18 protein-coding genes are annotated in these 18732 nt (G+C 43.0%); 8 read left to right on the top strand and 10 right to left on the bottom strand.

The window, feature by feature from the left end:
* Positions 1-243: 243 nt before the first annotated feature.
* Together MHN32_RS15195 and MHN32_RS15190 are read right to left on the bottom strand one after the other, a co-directional pair.
* On the bottom strand, positions 244-1308 hold the full coding sequence (locus tag MHN32_RS15195; protein WP_239422242.1) for a helix-turn-helix domain-containing protein: 1065 nt from the start codon (positions 1306-1308) through the stop codon (positions 244-246).
* Positions 1305-2093: a CPBP family intramembrane glutamic endopeptidase gene (locus MHN32_RS15190; protein WP_239422241.1), complete on the bottom strand. Its 789-nt coding sequence runs from the start codon at positions 2091-2093 to the stop codon at positions 1305-1307. Before MHN32_RS15190 ends, MHN32_RS15195 begins: the two co-directional genes overlap by 4 nt.
* Before the next feature lie 379 nt (positions 2094-2472).
* On the opposite strand from MHN32_RS15190, the gene MHN32_RS15185 reads away from it, so the two are divergent.
* Positions 2473-3822: an MFS transporter gene (locus MHN32_RS15185; RefSeq protein ID WP_010607839.1), complete on the top strand. Its 1350-nt coding sequence runs from the start codon at positions 2473-2475 to the stop codon at positions 3820-3822.
* Here the strand turns inward: MHN32_RS15185 and MHN32_RS15180 are convergent.
* A complete protein-coding gene (locus MHN32_RS15180; protein ID WP_235368729.1) occupies positions 3803-4708 on the bottom strand; it encodes a LysR family transcriptional regulator in 906 nt (301 codons plus the stop codon). The genes MHN32_RS15185 and MHN32_RS15180 overlap by 20 nt on opposite strands.
* 91 nt (positions 4709-4799) lie before the next feature.
* Here MHN32_RS15180 and MHN32_RS15175 point away from each other — a divergent pair, with 91 nt between their 5' ends.
* The gene (locus MHN32_RS15175; protein ID WP_010607837.1) at positions 4800-5570 is read left to right on the top strand and encodes an NAD(P)H-dependent oxidoreductase; all 771 of its coding nucleotides are present in this window, start codon (positions 4800-4802) and stop codon (positions 5568-5570) included.
* Positions 5571-5607: 37 nt separating this feature from the next.
* On the top strand, positions 5608-6567 hold the full coding sequence (locus tag MHN32_RS15170; protein ID WP_239422240.1) for a hypothetical protein: 960 nt from the start codon (positions 5608-5610) through the stop codon (positions 6565-6567).
* 7 nt (positions 6568-6574) lie between these two features.
* On the opposite strand, the gene MHN32_RS15165 is transcribed toward MHN32_RS15170, so the two are convergent.
* Positions 6575-7807, bottom strand: a complete 1233-nt coding sequence (locus tag MHN32_RS15165) for an AraC family transcriptional regulator (protein WP_239422239.1) — start codon at positions 7805-7807, stop codon at positions 6575-6577.
* A 50-nt stretch (positions 7808-7857) separates the two neighbouring features.
* On the opposite strand from MHN32_RS15165, the gene MHN32_RS15160 reads away from it, so the two are divergent.
* The 3 genes from MHN32_RS15160 to MHN32_RS15150 all read left to right on the top strand — a co-directional run bounded on the left by MHN32_RS15160 (position 7858) and on the right by MHN32_RS15150 (position 10588).
* Positions 7858-8691, top strand: a complete 834-nt coding sequence (locus MHN32_RS15160; protein WP_235368733.1) for a DUF2306 domain-containing protein — start codon at positions 7858-7860, stop codon at positions 8689-8691.
* Between the two features lie 30 nt (positions 8692-8721).
* On the top strand, positions 8722-9291 hold the full coding sequence (locus MHN32_RS15155; protein WP_239422238.1) for a hypothetical protein: 570 nt from the start codon (positions 8722-8724) through the stop codon (positions 9289-9291).
* Between the two features lie 121 nt (positions 9292-9412).
* A complete protein-coding gene (locus MHN32_RS15150; RefSeq protein ID WP_235368734.1) occupies positions 9413-10588 on the top strand; it encodes an alpha/beta hydrolase-fold protein in 1176 nt (391 codons plus the stop codon).
* Here the strand turns inward: MHN32_RS15150 and MHN32_RS15145 are convergent.
* Complete coding sequence (locus MHN32_RS15145) at positions 10580-11446, bottom strand: alpha/beta hydrolase-fold protein (RefSeq protein ID WP_235368735.1); 867 nt, start codon at positions 11444-11446, stop codon at positions 10580-10582. The two genes, MHN32_RS15150 and MHN32_RS15145, sit on opposite strands and share 9 nt — an antisense overlap.
* Before the next feature lie 406 nt (positions 11447-11852).
* Here MHN32_RS15145 and MHN32_RS15140 point away from each other — a divergent pair, with 406 nt between their 5' ends.
* Together MHN32_RS15140 and MHN32_RS15135 are read left to right on the top strand one after the other, a co-directional pair.
* Entirely contained in the window at positions 11853-12593 is a 741-nt protein-coding gene (locus MHN32_RS15140) for a VWA domain-containing protein (protein WP_239422237.1), read from the top strand.
* Positions 12594-12787: 194 nt separating this feature from the next.
* The gene (locus tag MHN32_RS15135; RefSeq protein ID WP_235368737.1) at positions 12788-14563 is read left to right on the top strand and encodes a sulfatase-like hydrolase/transferase; all 1776 of its coding nucleotides are present in this window, start codon (positions 12788-12790) and stop codon (positions 14561-14563) included.
* A 54-nt stretch (positions 14564-14617) separates the two neighbouring features.
* On the opposite strand, the gene MHN32_RS15130 is transcribed toward MHN32_RS15135, so the two are convergent.
* The 5 genes from MHN32_RS15130 to MHN32_RS15110 all read right to left on the bottom strand — a co-directional run bounded on the left by MHN32_RS15130 (position 14618) and on the right by MHN32_RS15110 (position 18414).
* Positions 14618-15520, bottom strand: coding sequence for a DUF808 family protein (locus tag MHN32_RS15130; RefSeq protein WP_174170766.1), 903 nt, complete (start codon positions 15518-15520; stop codon positions 14618-14620).
* Between the two features lie 410 nt (positions 15521-15930).
* A complete protein-coding gene (locus tag MHN32_RS15125) occupies positions 15931-16866 on the bottom strand; it encodes an endonuclease/exonuclease/phosphatase family protein (RefSeq protein WP_235368738.1) in 936 nt (311 codons plus the stop codon).
* Between the two features lie 12 nt (positions 16867-16878).
* Positions 16879-17517, bottom strand: coding sequence for a DUF1826 domain-containing protein (locus MHN32_RS15120; protein WP_235368739.1), 639 nt, complete (start codon positions 17515-17517; stop codon positions 16879-16881).
* Between the two features lie 23 nt (positions 17518-17540).
* On the bottom strand, positions 17541-17918 hold the full coding sequence (locus tag MHN32_RS15115) for a MerC domain-containing protein (RefSeq protein ID WP_235368740.1): 378 nt from the start codon (positions 17916-17918) through the stop codon (positions 17541-17543).
* A 310-nt stretch (positions 17919-18228) separates the two neighbouring features.
* On the bottom strand, positions 18229-18414 hold the full coding sequence (locus MHN32_RS15110; protein WP_029215937.1) for a hypothetical protein: 186 nt from the start codon (positions 18412-18414) through the stop codon (positions 18229-18231).
* Positions 18415-18732 lie beyond the last annotated feature (318 nt).

The raw sequence follows: 18732 nt of genomic DNA, 5'->3' as shown, positions 1-18732 counted from the left end.
CCTGATTGTGTGATTTTTTATACCAGCTATTTTAAGTATTGGAGTATTACTTCAATTGGTATTATTCCTCGAACAGGACTGATACTAAGCCACATAAATATCACTATTGTTTATGAACACAAGGAAGTGTTCATTTTCAAGCTGGCTTTTACAACAGTCCACTCAGCCCGGCAGGCTGGCAAAATGTAGAAATGCCAATCAAGCACAGCTCTTGAAATTTGCAAACTAGCCTGTCATCTTAAGCTAATTCAATACCGACTTTTTACGGTACTCTGTAGGCGTGCAACCCACTCGCTGCTTAAAAATATTATAGAAACAAGATTTAGAGTTAAACCCTGATTCATAAGCTATTGTTGTAACTTGTTGGGCTGGTGATCGCAGTAATAAACGCTTTGACTCTTCTACCCTAAGGTTGTTCATATAATCATAAAAGTTTGAATGATAGATCAGGTTTATCGCTTGAGACACTTCGTGGGTAGTCATCACACACGTATTGGCTAACTCGTTAAGCGTTAAACCGTTGCGCAGATACAATTTCTGCTTCTTAACTTCGCTATCTATTTTAGTAAATACCTTCTCAATGCCCTTTAACGCCTCCTTTTCTACCGTCACTTGAGTATCTAAAGGGGCAATTGCAGAAGGAGCAATAAAATCAACTTTGGTGCTTAGTAACAGAGCAAAAATAAACAACAGCCAATGTGTATCAAGCCAAAAGAGCTGAGGCATAAATGGCGATGTACAGACTAAAATCGCCATCGCCGTAATTAAGTAGAGCCACCACTTAAACCAGCTAACATCATGACGTTGCACGTTTGAGAAGTGTGCCTTAATAGAGTCGAGATATTCCTTCAATAGTGCAAACGTAAACATGAGATATGGCAATAAGCTTCCCAAAAAAAGTAAACTAAAAAAAGTGAGAAACAACCTATTTTGCTGTAATTCTGGATATATCTTTTGAGCGCAAATACTCAGTATGAAAAACATCATAATCGGACTTAAGTGCAGTACCACTTTACTCCAACTAAAACGTTTACATAGTGCCGATGCATATAAATAGGTCAAAGGCCCGAGTACTAGGTTTAGGCTGGTAATAAGTAACGCCCAATAACCCTGACCTTCCGTCAAAAGTCTGTTTTGAACAAAAAACTCATCCGCCAACAAAGTAGCCAAAACAACAAACAGTCCAATCAGGTGACCCGAGGTATGCTCATCATCAAGCTGAGCATACCTCAATCGCATTAGTCGCACAGCAAGTAGTATGTATAAAATACTGGCAATAAATAGCGGCAAGGTCTTCCAATCTATCAATTTACTTCCTTATTCACTAACCAACGCTTGAGCACCGCTTCTTCCGATTTATAAAGGATCATCACGCCGTAAACAAACAGCGGAAAACACACAATGATAGCAGGAACGGTGGCAATAAAAGAGGCAGCTTCAGCCTTCGTAGGATCATGACCCATAAAGCTAAACCAATTAATGAGTATATGTATAACAATAAGCGGAATTAAGCTTCTAGTTCTTAGGTAACATGCCGCAAACCCCATACCAATAAAGGTCGCATAAATAACCTGTCCAATTATTACACCAATTGAATCCGGTTTTTCAAACACGTTCACCAAATGAACTATACCAAACGAAAGCGCAGAGAAGAATGCAACTTTCAACACTGGACGCCGAGCGCCACCACTGACATAACAGCAAAGTAATATGTACACTACAATACCTCGGCATAACACCTCTTCTAAAATTCCAGTGAAAAGGGTTGAGATACTACCAATAGCAATTTCCGAAAACGAATGCGGGTACCACTGAGAAATATTGATTGATACGTATGCCAGTGGCAATACAAAAAGATACCAGTATTGTTTGGCATCTACGGTTAACCAATATATTTTTTCCCAGACTTTTAAGTATCTAGCAATCAAAATGACAAACACTACACCGAGTAAATTCTCAGTAAAGTTACGCCAATGTGGAGATCCACTAAACCATCCTGCTAACTCCCACCCTAGTCGCTGTACTAAAATAGCTCCAAGATATGCTAGAAAGACCTGAATATAAATTGCTCGCTGCGAAAAATTGAAACGCATTCTGTTACTCCTTTATAAACTTGAGCAATGAATCTACCGCACTAGCTCAGTTTATGCGTCCTGCTAGTTAATTGGAGTAAATATAAAAAAGTAACTTTCTATTTCAATTAGTTAAAAGAGCTTTAACTCATACATTTTCTCCGCCTATGCACTCGTTACTTTGGTTTTTGAGCACAGTTATTTTTAAATGCTAGCCCTAAAGAAGGTTCACTCTCGTTATTCAACGCCTTATCAGATACCCCAGCAACAAGCTGAAAACCTGAACAAAAATGTACTAGGTAGAACCTAAGCCAAACACCAAAGATTGCTTGGAAATAAACTATTTGTCCCCTACTATTATAGCGTTACACGCAAATCCATAATGAGTCCCAAGGTCGATATGAAATCTTTTCCATCGCTTTATTTAACAAATCTATTCTTAGTCGGTGGGACAGGCCTGCTGACTACTTACTTAGCGCTTTATTTAGGCCAGCACGGCGTCAGTACGTTTTGGATTGGCTTGCTTACCTCGTTTTATTACTTAGGTTTGTTGCTCGGTGCCAAATTAGGCTATCACCTGATCAAATCAGTTGGACATATTCGCGCGTTTGCGGCAAGCACAGCGGCAGTGACTGCCTGCGTAGCAATACATGGGGTGAGTGACAATATCTATCTTTGGCTTGGACTACGACTTGTGGTGGGTCTTGGCATGATGTGTAACTTTATGGTGCTCGAAAGCTGGCTAAATGAACAAGCAGCGCCTGAGCAGCGGGGACGAGTATTTTCTTTTTACATGCTCACCTCCTACCTCGGTATGGTAACAGGGCAATTTGCGCTTTCTAATTTTCCTGAGCTTGGCTATGCGCCGCTGTTTTTAATTGTTGTTGCCTTATCCTTTGGAATTATCCCTATTTCAACGACGAGGCGGATCCACCCTAAGCCACTTAAGCCTATTCAAGTAAGTCTGTTTACCTACTTCAAAAAAGTGCCTCAGTCTCTCACGGCGGTCTGTTTTGCCGGAGTGATTAATGGTAGTTTTTATGGACTTGCCCCGACTTTTGCCAGCCAGTCAGGATTTAATGCCGAAGAAATTGCTATGTATATGTCGGTAACGATTTTTGCAGGTTTGCTTGCGCAGTGGCCAATGGGCATTATCTCTGACCGAGTTCGCAGAAGTATCTTACTGCGCAGTAACGCTGTTTTTATCGGTTTGATTTCTCTTTGTATATTTTTGCTTCCACTGAGTCCAAGCTACAGTCTCTGGCTGACTTTTGGCTTTGGGTTATTCGCATTTACCATGTATCCACTTTCTTCGGCACTAGCAAACTCCCGCGTTGATGATGAAGACCGTGTTGGCGTTTCTTCTGCACTGTTGGTGGCATTTGGCGGAGGTGCCTGTGTTGGCTCGGCCGCTATTGCACAGATCATGTCCCATTTTGGTCATCAAGCCCTATATGCTTCGTTAAGCGCACTAACCGTTGTCATGTTCTTACTGCTCCACTTTATCAACGCCAGACAAAAAGCTGAGCAACCAGAGCCTAGCGACTATGTTGCTGCGACTTCTGATATTACCAGCTCACCGCTCGCAGCCACCATGGACCCGCGTATCGAAGAAAAAACAGCACACGAACAGCTGCTTGTCGTTGACGAAGACACGCCTCGCGATAACGACGATGAACTCGACGACAATGAGCAAAATAGTGAGCCAACCGAGGAGCTGGACGAAATAACTAACAAACCTCAGCCATAGTCTGACTGATAAACGCTCGTAACCAACGAAGTGCAGGATATTGATGCTGTACTTCGTGCCACACCATAGCGACGTCAAAAGCACAGTCAGGTATCGGATTTTCAACGAGGGTAAAATCTGCTTCGAGTTTTGATGCCTGACGAGCCGGAATCAGTGCAACCAACTCGGTATTTCTCACCAGTTCCGGCACCAATAAAAATGAGGGTACTGACGTCATCACCTGCCTCGATACACCATATTGCTGCAAGATTGAATCAACGAATGTTGAGGTGCTATTTCCTTCAAAAGACACCACAATATGCTCAAGCTTTACATAATCTGCTATTGTCATTTCTGGCGTTAGCTGTGGATGGTGTTTTCTGCCAATCAAGACATACTTCTCTTGATATAAGGTTTTAAATCTTAACGAATCAGGCCCACATTCCGGCGACATTAATGCCAAATCGAGTTCTGAGTGTTGTAGCTGGGCTGCAAGTGTTGCTATTGTTAAGTGGCAAAGCACGACCTTGATATTGGGCGCAGCTATTTTTAAACGCCGTATCACCTCTGTCATCACCACCAGCTGTAAATAGTCGGTACATGCCACTTTAAAGGTTAAATTGGCCGTTTCAGGGATAAAGTCTTGATGCTCTACTAACACGTTACTTACAAGCTTCATCGCAGCGCGAAGTTCCGGCAGCAAAGCAAGCGCTTTGGCAGTTGGTAGCATGCCTTTATGAATAGGGACTAATAACTGATCATCAAATAGCCCGCGCAACCGACTTAGCTGAGTGCTTACTGCTGGCTGGCTGAGGTTCAGCCTATCTGCCGCTTTGGTCACATTGCACTCTTCCAGTAGCACCACCAAAGTCTGAAGCAGGTTTAAGTCCACCTTTTTGCTATCCATTTAATTTATACCTAGGGTAAAAATATTCAATTTCATTTATAGCAAGATTACAGAGATAGTAACAACTCCTATTCGTTACAAAGCACTTATCATGACCAAATCCGCACTAGTGGTATCGGCACATCCAGAGCCGACTTCCTTAACCCAGACACTCGCTAAAACAAGTGTCGAAACCTTAACGCGCATGGGCTTGCAAGTTCAAACTTCAGATCTATACCAAATGGACTGGAAGGCTGTGGTTGACGCAACCGACTTCCCGCAAGATGACTCTCAAGCACCACTTGCGATTATTGCAGCGTCTGGCAAGGCATATCACTCAAACACCCTAACCGAAGACGTTATTCAAGAGCAGCAAAAATTGCTGGCTGCCGACTTGGTTATTTTTCATTTTCCGCTTTGGTGGTACAGCGTACCTGCCATACTTAAAGGCTGGTTCGATAGAGTCTATGCCTATGGCTTTGCTTACGGTTATCAAAACAAAGGGAACCAATTGCGCTACGGCGAGGGAGTTTTACAGGGAAAACGAGCGTTAATTTGTGTAACCACAGGTGGTGGATATAAGGATTACTCTCCTTTAGGGATAAACGGCACAATGGACGAATTACTATTTCCGATCACGCACGGGACTTTGTTTTTCCCAGGTATGGACGTTCTACAAAACCATGTTATTTTCGACGCAAAAGGCGAGCCTAATCAACGTATAGCTGATGAAATCGCTAATTGGTCAGAGCGCTTAACACACGTATTTAGTGAACAGCCAATCCCCTATCGAAAGCAAAATAGTGGCGATTACATCAACGGCCAAGTACTAAAAGCCGAAGTCGCCATGGGAAAATCAGGTATTGCTGCACATATTGCTTAATCAAGGTGTTATCAGCTATGTTTATAGAATGTAGCTGATGATTGATGAGTATTGTGATTTGCAAAACACTTGGATTGCCTTTTGTGGCGTTATGCTGCTCACGGCTTGTACCATAGCCAATAGCTGTGAGCTTGCTGTACTTGATGGTAGTGTCGTGCTCAGTTCCTCAAAGATACAGCCTAAATGTCGTTTTAAACAAGATCAAACCGGCCTGTTGTCTGCTGCGGCTAAGTTCACCTCAGCGCTAACTCATCAAACGCCAAATTCTAAAATAAAGCGGCTATCACAAGAGCAAGTTCAGCAATCATGCAACATCGACGCTACACAAGGCAGTTTGACTTGTACATTTAATGGTAAAAGCGACCACTTCACGCTGACTAACACCGTTAAACAGGGGAAAATCGCATCAATAAACTGGCAAGATGATGAATATGTTTACCTTGGCTGGATGACCAACACTGAGGTATTAATGGGCTATATTGCGTTTGGCGCGTTTAACAAGCACAGCGATCCCTTTTTCATTCCCGCCTCCCAGTTCTGCCAATATGGTCTAAGCCCGCATATTATCGACCTTGGTAAGGGCGACTTATTGTGCCAAAACCACGAGGGGCTTTGGTCTCATAGCCGTTTACTGCCCCTACCACAGCCCTGCCAACAACCACAACAAATGATCCAAGATAAAGGTGGGATTTGGGCGCTGGAGTTTATTGAAAGTAGCTATCAATGGCGGATCTGCAGATACAACGATAACGCAGGTAGCCTGTTAGCTGCATACGAATACAGCATAGACTTAAAAGCAACGCTGGCTCGGTATGACTTACAGCCCAGTGATTACACCCAACTTACTTTTTTATCCAATGCCGATACTAACGCTATCGCGAATGCGGTGGAAATAGATAACGTCTTTCCGGTCAGTGATATTACGCCTGAGCTTGACCCACAGACGATAGAGCTGCCTATTCAGCAGCTACAATACAAACTGACTAAGCTAGATTAATCGCCACTTACTCTTGTGCTTCACGTAGCACTTGCGTTTGGCTATTTTGCTTTCTAAATTGATTTGGCGTGGTTCCCGTAGCGATTTTAAATGCTCTAGTAAATGGTCCAACCGACGCAAAACCACTTTCCAGTCCAACGACAAGTACTGGCCAATGCTGTTTAGCGGGGTCTTGTAACAGCACTTTGGCATGTTCAACCCGCAACTCATTGACCAATTGGCTGAAATTTCGCGCTTGCAGGTTTTGTCGTATCACTCGGCTTATCTTGTATTCAGGTTCATTAAATTGCTGAGCTAAGTCAGCGACTTTTAACCCTTCTTTGAGGAAACCTTTTTGCTCGATAAGAAAGTGTTCCACCTGTTGCTGGAGCGCAATATCATCCTCGGTTTGTGTTGGCTCGTTTGATTCAACGCACCTAACAGATGTAATTGTACGTTGAGATGAAAATCGCCAATACAGTAACACTTGCGCCGTCAATATGATGAGGATAGCTGCGCTTGTCACTGCCCATTCTTGAACCTCACGATTATCGGCAAAGCGATTTTCGACTAATTTGGTGCCTGCGACGCAAATAAAATAAGCGGATAAGAATAGCACCCTTTGTGCTTTTTCCTGCCCTTGAGACTGCGAGAACCCTCGGCACCCTTCCCAAAATGCCAGCATGAGTACACTAGATGACAACAACAAAGTAAGCTCATACGCCGCAATGTTAAGCCACTCAACTAATCCGCTAGCAGCCATGTGTAATTGACTATCGATAAACAAATAGCCTTGCCGCCACACGACTAAGGCAGCAATGGCGATTGCAAACACAATATGCCTTTTTAAAATGGCATGTTTTTCTCTAAATAATGCCCTTGCAAGCAACCAAAACCCATTACAGGTCACACAAGCGCCCATGCCAATTAAATACTGATATCCATTTAAGGAGTCCTGCGTCAGCTTTTTGGTGGTGGCCAAAGCTATTGAGCCGCACACCAAAGCAAAGAGTAAATGTGCTGCTTTTTTCTCTTTTACAAAAAGCTGAGCAACAACCAAAGTGCAACATAGGCTAAGCAAAAGTAGGTAATAGTTTTCAATAGTCATGGCGATTGAAGGAATATTGATAGACGCAGAAACTCTAACAGCCACACCAAAAGCATTCAAATTAACTTTGTAAGTAAACTTAACACCAGCATTTTTAAAATTCGGCCTACTTTCTTTGCTTTGATTTTCAAAATCAAAGCGACGAGATAGCAAAACCTTGTCATTTTATATACCAAGTTTATTGATTTATAAGGATAAGTATTTTGTCTTCCCTCAATCTGACCAAAACAACAGGGGTTTTCTTTAGTCCCTTTAGCGTATTGAATGGTGCCGCAAAGAGCTGGGTGTGTGTCGCACTGCTCGGGCAATGGATGTTTGCTGTTTATATCTTAGGCCTATATGCCATCCCGCTTATCGTGGGACTCACAGAGCAAAGTGCAGCGGTTTCACCGGCGAGTGGACACACAAAAGATGCCAAGGTGTTTTTTAGTCATGTTTTACCCGCTGTGATTTTGGCCACCAACGGTTTATTACAGCTTATTCCTGCGGTGCGAAAACGCTTTCCACGCTTTCATCGCTACAACGGACGCGTATTTTTTATTCTCGGTATTTCGGGCGCACTCACAGGGTTATATCTCACTTGGGTAACCGGTCTTAGGCTAAGCGATGTTGGTGCCATTGGGATAACACTCAACGGTATATTAATTCCCATTGCGATATTTTTTGCTTGGCGCGCTGCCATACAAAAAAATATCGCCGCACATCAACGTTATGCCGCACATAGTTTTTTCTTGGTTAATGGGGTGTGGACGTTTCGTCTTTATTTGTTTGGTTGGTACATGGTCAATCAAGGCTTCAATGGCAATACCGCAACCTTAGATGGCCCTGTCGATATATTTATTTCGTTTGCCTGCTATCTGCTACCAATGGTACTCGCAGAGCTCTACTTTTGGGCAAAACGCCAAACCAACGTCAGCGCACCGGTTTGGATAATCACGGTGATGATGAGCCTAGGTTTTGTGATCACCGCGATTGGTGTCTGCGCGGCCGCTGTCATGATGTGGTGGCCACGCATTTCAGCCGTCTTTTTTAGTTAAATTACAGTTTAATCAGTTAGGAGTAGAAACATGCTTTCAGTCAAAGCGAACAAAATCAACAAAGGCCTAATTACATCGGCAATCTTGCTCGTGATACTAACGCTGATGTGGCAACATTTAAATGGCGGAATAGTGAGTCACCACTTACTTCACAGAGCTGATTTTCCAGCAGTATATAACGCATGGGGCATTATCATAATTCCCGTATTAGCTTGGCTTACTGCACTGCGGCTACATAAAGCAATTGGCACAGAGCGCATTAAAAAAACAGCACCCGTGGTTATTCCTACTGAGTTTTTGGTCGCATTCTTTGTGATGTTACTCTTTAGCTTGTTGCAATCAGCCCTTTGGGAGTTCGGTTATCAAAGCCTCACCATGTATACAGCCTTAGGACTTTTGATAGCTGGATTATTTTATCCAATCTACCGCGCAGAATGCATATTGGGACACGTGGTCGGTGCTAGTTTTACCTTTGGTTATGCTATTCCACTAGTTGGCATTTTAGTGATGGCAATCGTTTCAGTGTTTTCTCTTTTTTGCTTAAAACCTATCTTTTCTAAATTACTTAAGAAGACACAAACACCAATGAGAATGGAGTAATAGTGACCTTAGAAGGCTCAAGACAACACAAATAATTCCTAGGCGCTGCTATATAACTCGTTCCTTGTCGTTTTGACTCGTGTTAAATTAGTGATGATTTTTAAGCAAGGAACGAGCGGTTATGCAAGCTAGGTTAGTTACTCACATTGTTATCGTGGCTATTTTTACGTTGCTGTCAATTGGTAGCGCTATTGCTAATAAATCAGTAGATTCGAACTCGACACTGCAGCTTTCGTCCGCTTATTTTTCGCAAAAAAGAACGGTTCATATCGTCCTGCCACCAAGCTATGAGCAAGGCAATACAGGCTATCCAGTGTTATATCTAACTGATGGCCAGAGCAATCTTGAACATACCGCTTCAGCGGCTCGCTTCTTGGCACAACAACATAAAATACCGGAACTTATCATTGTTGCCATCGAAACCAACGAACACCGCACTCGAGATCTGACCCCGTCTTATCGCAAAGGTAGCCTTGCGGTACTGGGACATTTTGCAGGTCCAACACGGCAGCAAAATCCGGGCGGTGCAGAAATGCTACTGCAATTTATCGACAAAGAACTCATCCCTTACGTAGACAAGCATTATCGCACATCAGGCTATCGCGCGTTAGCAGGACACTCATTCGGTGGGCTGTTTGCAACCTATGCGCTACTTGAAAAACCCGATTTATTTAATGGTGTGATGTTGGCAAGTCCAAGCCTTTGGTGGGATAAAGAGCGATTATTAAATGACTTACTGGCAAAAGCGTTAATCAACAAGTGTATCTACATCAGCATGGCTGACGAAAGCGCAATCATAACGCAGCCATTTCAACGTCTTAATGATGCTTGGCGAAAGCCAAATGGAATTGACTTCAAAGCGCAGCACTTTAGCGGCGAATCCCATATGAGCGTCGTCTACCCAAGCTATTATCATGGTCTGCAGCACCTCTTTAACCATTATCAGCCATCCTTGAAGGTAGCGGCCGCGGGTGTCACTCAGCTGGAAAATCATGTTGCCATCGCTAAATCGCTTTACGGACTCAAGACTTACCCCTACGACGCACTGACTTCGCTCGGGTATGGCGCCCTATTCGAACGTAACTTCACTGCGGCCATCAACCTGTTCAGCTTTGTGAGCCAGCACAACTCAGCGTCCCTCAATGCACTGCAGCAATTGGCCATGGCTTATCAGCAAAAAGGAGATAAGCCATCACTATTAAAGACCTACCAAGCCATGCTTAAGCTTGAAGGGCTAAGTGAAAGTGAACAAAAACATTTGCTCTCTGAAATCAAAGCATTGCAACACTTACATTAACTGATTTTTTCTAAAGTGATGATACTCACTCAAGGCAAGTGGCACGGAAACCACTGGATTTTGTGAATGCCCCGCGCCCTCGCTAATGCTGTGTCCCCAACGCACATTGGCAGGCGCATGCTGTTCAAGTGCCTCTAATAAACCGCGAAATGACCCCGTAATGATGTCATTCTCAGCACCGCCTATGGAGAGGTAAATATACTTAGGTTTGCCTTGAATATTGGCTAGGCTTTTTGCGAATTCTTTTACGACAACCGAGTCGTCATACCACGCAGCAGGACTAAAAGCAAAGTAGCCATCAAAAAGCGCAGGTTTAGTCACCATGGTATAAAGTACAAAACTTCCACCAGCAGAGAACCCACTTAACACACGGTTGTCGTTAATTGAGTAGTTAGCTTCTAAATAGGGTAACAGCTCGCTTTCAACAAATTGCAAAAAACGATCTGCACGACCAAAAATGGCAGGATCATTGTCACTCTCTGGACGAGCCTCAATCGCAACATCTTGTCGAGCATAAGGCGGTACTAAGTCGCGGTTGCGGGTCTCAGTCCAAAATTGATTGGGAATAGACACTAAAATGGCATCTTCTACCCTACCTTGTTCGGCAAGGCTGCTTAGTACCTCATCCCACCGCGCGAGATTAAAGTTGCCGTCGGTGCGAATAATGAGTGGATAACTATGTGCCTTGTCATATCCTTTTGGGAGGCGAATAAAGACCTTTCGATCTTCATTAAGCACTTGTGAAGACAACACTACATCAACATAATCTGAAGTGTAATGAGACTGGTACTGGGTAAACTTCCAACCAGCAGCGACGATTGCAATTAAACCTAAAAGAGAAAATAGATATCGCTTCATAAAACTTCCTGTCATTGTTTTTATTATTTCGTACTTTTGAATACAGTTTACTTCATCCTACTGTATATTTTTTAGAAACTAAATCGCAACCGCTATAATATCAAGCAGCTAAACATAACATACTGAAAACACTGAAACTTACTTCACAATTCAATGTAACATTATGTTTTAAAAATAAATTATCGCTGTAATGTGGTGTAATGGATAAAATCAGAATCTACCCTACCCTTACGCTGCGCAACAAATTTGCAACCAACTAGGTTCATTTTATTTACTTGCGCAAATCATGTATCTGCATCAGCAGTACAGCCAGATACTTCTTACACCATTTGAACAATATCTTGTCGCAGCCTTGAGGTTTTCCGATTAGATAATGCAAATGGTATCTTTTGACATGGAGTTCACAATGATGAAAATCTTAGTATCTGCCATTGCATTGGCAACCACAATGTCGAGTTTCAATTCGCTCGCTGCGCCTGAATCTTATGGCGTGCTTTTTTTAGACCGCAGTAGTTCAATGAACACGTTGCGCCCAGATGGACAAAGCCGATGTTCATTCTCAAAGCAACAGGCAGTGCAAAAAGTATCAAAGTTCTTTCTAGATGCCACAATTAATGGCCAACAGTTAAATGTGAAAACGTTTGCTAGTGGCGGTCAAATTCAATCTCTAACTAACGGGTTTGTCGGTTTCAATGCGGCAATGATGGCACTCTATCAACTAGATCCAGAAGGGTGCTCGGGGCTAACTGCACTTGCACAAGCTATGTGTGATGGCGCTGATGAGTTAAGAGCAAATTACTCAACGGAAGCCGCTAATGGCGCACTGCTAAGAGTGTATGGTTCTACTGATGGCGGCGAAAATGACAGTCCAGTCTCTAGCTGTGGCGGCTCAAATTGGCAAACGAGCGTAACCTCTAAATACCTGTTTGAGCTACCACCAGTGCAATTCAATGCCACAATCTATACAGGCACAGTGCAAAATATTCTGGCTAATAAAGATAAGATGTATGTATTAGATGTTTCATCTGCATCTCAGTCGGTATCTAGTACCCCTACATTTCAGTTTCTTAAACAGCTGAGTATTGACACCGGCGGTACTTACGAAGAGATCAGCGACTCAGATGGCGGCGACCCAGGCGATTGGTAACTCACCAAATACCAAAGCATATATAAAGGCCGATAAGGCCTTTTTTCTATTCGCCGTTGAGAAAATACAGAATGTTGTTTTTACACATTATTTAAAATAAAAAACAATTAAATTACATAAAACGCAAATACCTAAGGATCTTCAACTACACTCTCCGTGGGCATTTGCCCTGTGCAAGTTAAAAGGAGATTGTAATGAAGATTAATGGCAAACAACCGAATTTTCTAATCATTACCACAGATGAAGAGCGTTTCCCTCCGCCTTACGAAAATTCACAAGCAAAAGAGTATCGACTCAAGCACAGTGCGTGCATGGCAGAAATGCGCCGCTGTGGCATGGAATTCATGAATCATAATGCAGCAGCGACGGCATGCGCACCAAGTAGAACATCCATTTACACGGGACAATATCCATCCCTACACGGCGTGAGCCAAACTCCAGGAATTGGCAAGTCGTCATTTGATCAAAACATGTTCTGGCTGACTCCCAATACTGTGCCAACCATGGGCTCTTGGTTTCGCGAAGCGGGTTATCAAACCTATTATCGTGGTAAATGGCACCTCTCCGATGAGGATATTATCGTGCCGGGAAGTCAGCAAGCGCTGTATAGTAACTCTGAAACTGGAGAGCCTTACCCAGCAAAACAAGCTCTCTATGAGCGCGCAGAGCGTCTAGATAAGTTTGGCTTTAGTCAATGGATAGGTCCTGAACCTCATGGCGCTGCAGAGAACAATTCAGGTACGTCTCGAGATCCGGGATTTGCCAATCAAGTTTGTGAAACCCTTAAACAACTTGAAGAAAAGGCACAAAACGGCGACCAAACACCATTTTTACTGGTTTCTTCATTCGTAAACCCTCATGACATTGTATTAATGGGACAAAAAGATTGGTTTTCCAACTTTTATGCCGAAAAAGAAGCCGGTAACCTTCCAAGTGTTGCGCCAGCCCCAAGCCAAACTGAAAGCTTAATGGACAAGCCTAGATGCCAAAAAGACTATCAGCTTATGTACCCGCATATGTATCTACCACAGCCACCAGATGAAACCTATCGACAGTTTTATTACTACCTTATCGCAGAAGTGAACAAGCATATAGAACAGGTATTTAACGCATTAAAGCAGTCATCTTTTTATGAAAATACTATTGTCATTTTTACCTCAGATCATGGTGAGCTACTGGGTGCTCACGGCGGTCTACATCAAAAATGGTACACCGCGTATCAAGAAGTATTAAACGTGCCGTTTATTATTTCTAATCCTGTGCTTTTCAATCAACCTAAGCAGCTTGATATCACCACATCACATATCGACTTACTGCCTACCCTGCTTGGTCTAGCGGATATAGATATTGAGCAAACTCGTACTCAGCTTGCTAAAGATCACAGTGAGGCACAGCCACTCGTTGGCAGAAACCTAGCCAACGTCATTTTAGGTGAAGCGTCGCCCAAAGAAGAAGCCATTTACTTTATGACCGATGACAACATCGAAGTTGGCAGTGATATGACGAATATGCTTACCGGTAAAGCTTACAATAGTATTATCCAACCGAACCATATCGAAGCTGTAATAACGCAACTACCGGATATCAGCGGTGATACGAAATGGAAGTTTGTGCGTTATTTTGATAACGCTCGATTCTATGAGCAAGACCCGAATTTAGTTGATCTTGGTGGTAACGATGAGCCTACCACGCAATCGTCTGTGAGTAATGTCATTGGCGTCAGCAACCCAGACGGAATAACAACCACTCAGTTCATTCCCAGTGAATACGAGTGTTATAACTTGAGTGAAGATCCGACGGAAGAGAACAACCTGTTAAGCCCGTTTTGCGAAACGCCATTGGATGCGCGGATTTTAAAAGCGCTGCAATTTACGCTACGGGAGCAGCGTAAAGCCAAACGTTTATTACCACAAAACCTCAATGAAGCACCGCAAAAGCCAGTCAACCAGCAAGTGCCGATTAGAAGGTAATCGAAAGGCTCTGCAAGTAGCCCTGAAATATACGGCTACTTGCGATATAGATATTTATGCTTTTTTAAACATTGCCAACAACTGACTTAACACCGCCGCAATAATGACACCAATCACTGCACCCAACCCAAGCTTGGCGATAATACTCAAAAGCCAGCTCAATGCAGGGATCAGATTTTCAATAGCGTGAACAATTTCTTCAAGTAAGTGGAACTGGTGAGCCAAAATATCAACGCCAACTAAAAGCATTGCCAGCACACCGGCGACTGACAAAAACTTCATCAGACCGTTAGCAAAATAAAGCAGCCCCTTACCCACCCCACGTTTTATCGCTGCAAGTGTAGTCTTACTTGCGTCCTTAATCATGGCTAAACCAATATCATCAAGCTTAACAATCAGGGCCACGATTCCGTAAACCCCGATTGTCAGTGCAAGCCCAATTAACGAAAGGACTATTGCTTGCTTTTCAAAAGGCTGATCAGCAATCGCCCCCAGCGCAATAATGATAATTTCCGCCGATAGAACAAAGTCGGTAACGATAGCGCCCTTGATTTTGTCTTTTTCAAACTCGACTAAGTCAACACGCTCATCCTCAAGCGCTTTGACAAACTCATCGGTTTCTTGCTGTTGTTCCCGACGGTGAAAAATAGCGTGGAGAATTTTTTCGCCACCTTCAAACAGCAAGTACAGCGCCCCCAAAATTAGCATAATGGGGATCATAAACGGCGCAAAGTAACTGCAAGCCAAAGCAGCGGGCACTAAAATAAACTTGTTTAGCAAGGAGCCTTTAAACACCTTCCATACCACTGCAAGCTCCCGATCTGGTTTGATCCCGCCCGAGAGTTGCTCTGCGTTGACGGCGAGATCGTCTCCTAACACCGGAGCGGTTTTGGTTGCGGCTAATTTTGTTAGCGCAGCGACATCATCGAGCAAGGCAAGTAAGTTTGCGGATGGCATAGCACACTCCTTTCGTTTAAGTTATTCATTAAGTGCGGTTGTCAAATAGCTGCTTATGTTAGCAACAGGCCCTAATACACAATATTTTTATCATAGGCCAAACATGATATTGCAGGCATGACCGCTTCAAGACAACTTAAATGTTGTTTTAATTCTCTCGGCTCGGTAATTTTTTATACTGGATCCAAGGGATCAAAGGCGTAGTGTCGCCCTGCTATGCCGTTAGATAAGCCTCATACCCTTTTATCCAATCACGACAACAGAAGCCGTTAGCAAAAGCAAATAAGGTCTAATTTCAACACTAAAGTTGCCATTAAAGATGCTGCTTTTTTTGTTGATTAGACCTTGATAATATTTGCACGGCAGCGGTTGGCTATATGCGCTCCCTTTTAGTACAACTAGCAACAGTCTTAACGCACGCTAATTGACACCGAAATAGCGCAGTGATCGCTGAGCATTTTCTCTTCAGACATATCCGCAAAAAAGTGTACGCTGGGGGCGAATTTTACCGTGTTTGCAAGTTTGTTGCTCAGTAATATATGGTCAATCGGCACAGGGTAACGAGGGTGACAACCTGTCAGCGTCTTAGTTGCATTTATCAAAGGTGTAGAGGCGTTATTTTGGTGCTTGGTTAACTGCTGCCAAAATTGATTGTCGCCATGGCTTAAACGATGATTAAAGTCGCCCAACACAATGGTGTTGCTATTTGCGTGTTTCTTCAACCAGGACTTGAGTACTGGTAATTGCTCTGCCAGCAATCGACAGGGTTTTTTATCCGATGTCGAGTAGTTATCAACAAAACAGCCGCTTTTAAGATGGACATTAAGCAGTGAAAGCTCACCAAACTGAGTATCTAAGGTCACAACTAGACCATGTCTTAGCCCTTCAACATCCACGCTAAGTTCGCTCACGTTATCCACTTTGCTTGAGGCAAGGCTATTTTTAATTGCAAAAGCGGTTTTCTGCTGTGTAGAGACGTTGCCACTTCCTCTACAGTCGTACGTCGCGCTATCAGCTCTACTTGAAATCAGTAATTGCCACTCACTACTTGGAAAGACCTGCTCTAATGCTTTAACCGATGCGACTTCTTGCAGCGCAATAACATCTGCATTAAGCCCTTTTGCATAATCGCGCAGTGCGCTTATCTCCTGCTCATCACGAGGCCTACACCCTGTGTTCGATGGATATGCTAAATGCTCCATGTTCCAAGTCGCGATTTTAAGCGGAGCGACGGTTGCTTGGCCACTTACCGCGGAAGTACCGATATTTGTAGGCTCTGACTGGCATCCCAAAAGCGAGAGGCTAAAAATAGCGCTAAATACAAATGCAGTTAATTTTGTTGTCATAATAAATCCAGTCTATGCGATAAAATCTAATGTCAGTAGCAATCGTTTTTCCCCTGTTACTACTGCTGGTGAGCGATGCACTAAGCCACGGCCTTCATTGCCTTCCCAACGCTCGCCTTTTAATAATGCCACATCCCCACAGGCTAGTGATATTGCGTCTGCTTCCGGGACAACAGTCAGTTTGTTGCCATCCCTTGATACATGCTGGTTTCTAAGCCACTCACTGCCAGCGCCTGCTAGTGTAGTCACCAGTCGTACAGGTACTTTATCAACATGAAATTTCGGGCACATTGCAGTCTCGAGCATTTTTAACCGTAAACCAACTATGCGAAGTTCAAATAAACAGCTAAACATATCTACTATTTCAATAATATGCGCCACCATCGCATCGCTAAAATTCATCTGCTTTAACGGATCACTAACTTCGCAAGTGATATTGCTAGTCGCAATTTGTAGCGCTAATTCTATCTCTTTTGCTGTTTCTAAGTAGTGGCCAAACTCTGCTTTCAAAGCAGGTGATAATGCATGTTGCCAAATCACAATATTGGTGTTGGACTCATAAATCTTGGTTAACACAGTTGCATGTTCTGACTGCTGATGATGCACTGAGTCCACGTCAAGCAACGGCTCTATAGGCATAAGGCTATTCATAGTAACTCCAAATAGGGTTTTATTTAGTGAAAATTGCGACGCAGCGCATAGTTTCGAAGATGAGCGTAGGTGATGAGCATAGAGCCAAGCACTGTGAACAAGGTTTCTCCGCGTTGTTCACCTAAAATAGTTGCTAGCACCAAGAATGTGCAGCCTACTAACCCCATGCCCACAACAAGACCTGACTTATGCCGCACATAGCCAAACCCAAGGGCCAAAACGCTAATAGGTATTACTGCTATTAGTAACCACTCGTGAAAAGCTTCATCAGAGAGCGCTAATAAACCCGCGAAGGGAGGAAGTACAAGTAATAAAAAAGGTAATATTAAACAGTGGACTAAGCACAACATAGATAACCCAATTGCTGCTTTGTCTCCAAGCGACTGTACTTTTACGTTCACGCTTTCTCCTTTGTCATGCTCGCCCGCAATTGATACAATATAACATACCAATCAAAAAAGAGTAAAACGTTAAAAGCCATACTACAAAAGAGTGTTCGATACAAAGCCCAACATATAAAAGTGACGTATATTTAAAGCACTCAGAGAGTCAATCTCTACTTGTCGTGATTTTTCTGTGTTGTAGCAAGTACACGCAAAGGCACTTTGGAAGGTGTTTGATAAAATAGGAATGCACTGAATTACAATTCATAAGTTTGAGATTCAGAACAAACCTATGAATTGATGAGTAATCGCCAACTATGGAGCAAGGTTACGCGTTACACCCCATAGTTTCACACTCTGGATACGCAGATGGACAATGCGTTGTCCCACAAAAATAAAAGTCTGTATAACCTCGATTATAACCACCAGCAATTTGCAAAGTGACATTTTTAACAACGTGGCTATTGTCTTTATTGAGTACTTTCATGTTCCTTTTCTTAAGGCTTAGTTTCATTTTATTTCCTTGATAATCATTGTTTAAAGTTTCCAAATCGGAAACTTACTAATGGCTATACTGGCAGCGGAGAAACAAAAAATCAATATATAAAACATTTATTAAATATATTAATAACGTGATCTCCAAGCCTAAACAATGCTGTAATGTGGCAAGCGCTAAAAGCCCCATGTATGAGCACTTTTGACTCCCTATGAATTAAATAGCTTAAATAGCTGATAGCTTAAATAGCTGACACCCATCACTAATTTGCACCTTCCTAAAATTCCGCCTAAGCTTAAATTCTGCACTCAAAGGATTGAGGAAACCAAACTATGG

Source organism: Pseudoalteromonas sp. Of11M-6 (genome assembly GCF_022347905.1).
In the GTDB taxonomy this organism is placed as follows: Bacteria; Pseudomonadota; Gammaproteobacteria; order Enterobacterales; family Alteromonadaceae; genus Pseudoalteromonas.
Note: the sequence above shows the minus strand (reverse complement) of the source record. Positions and strands in the feature narration are given on the sequence as shown.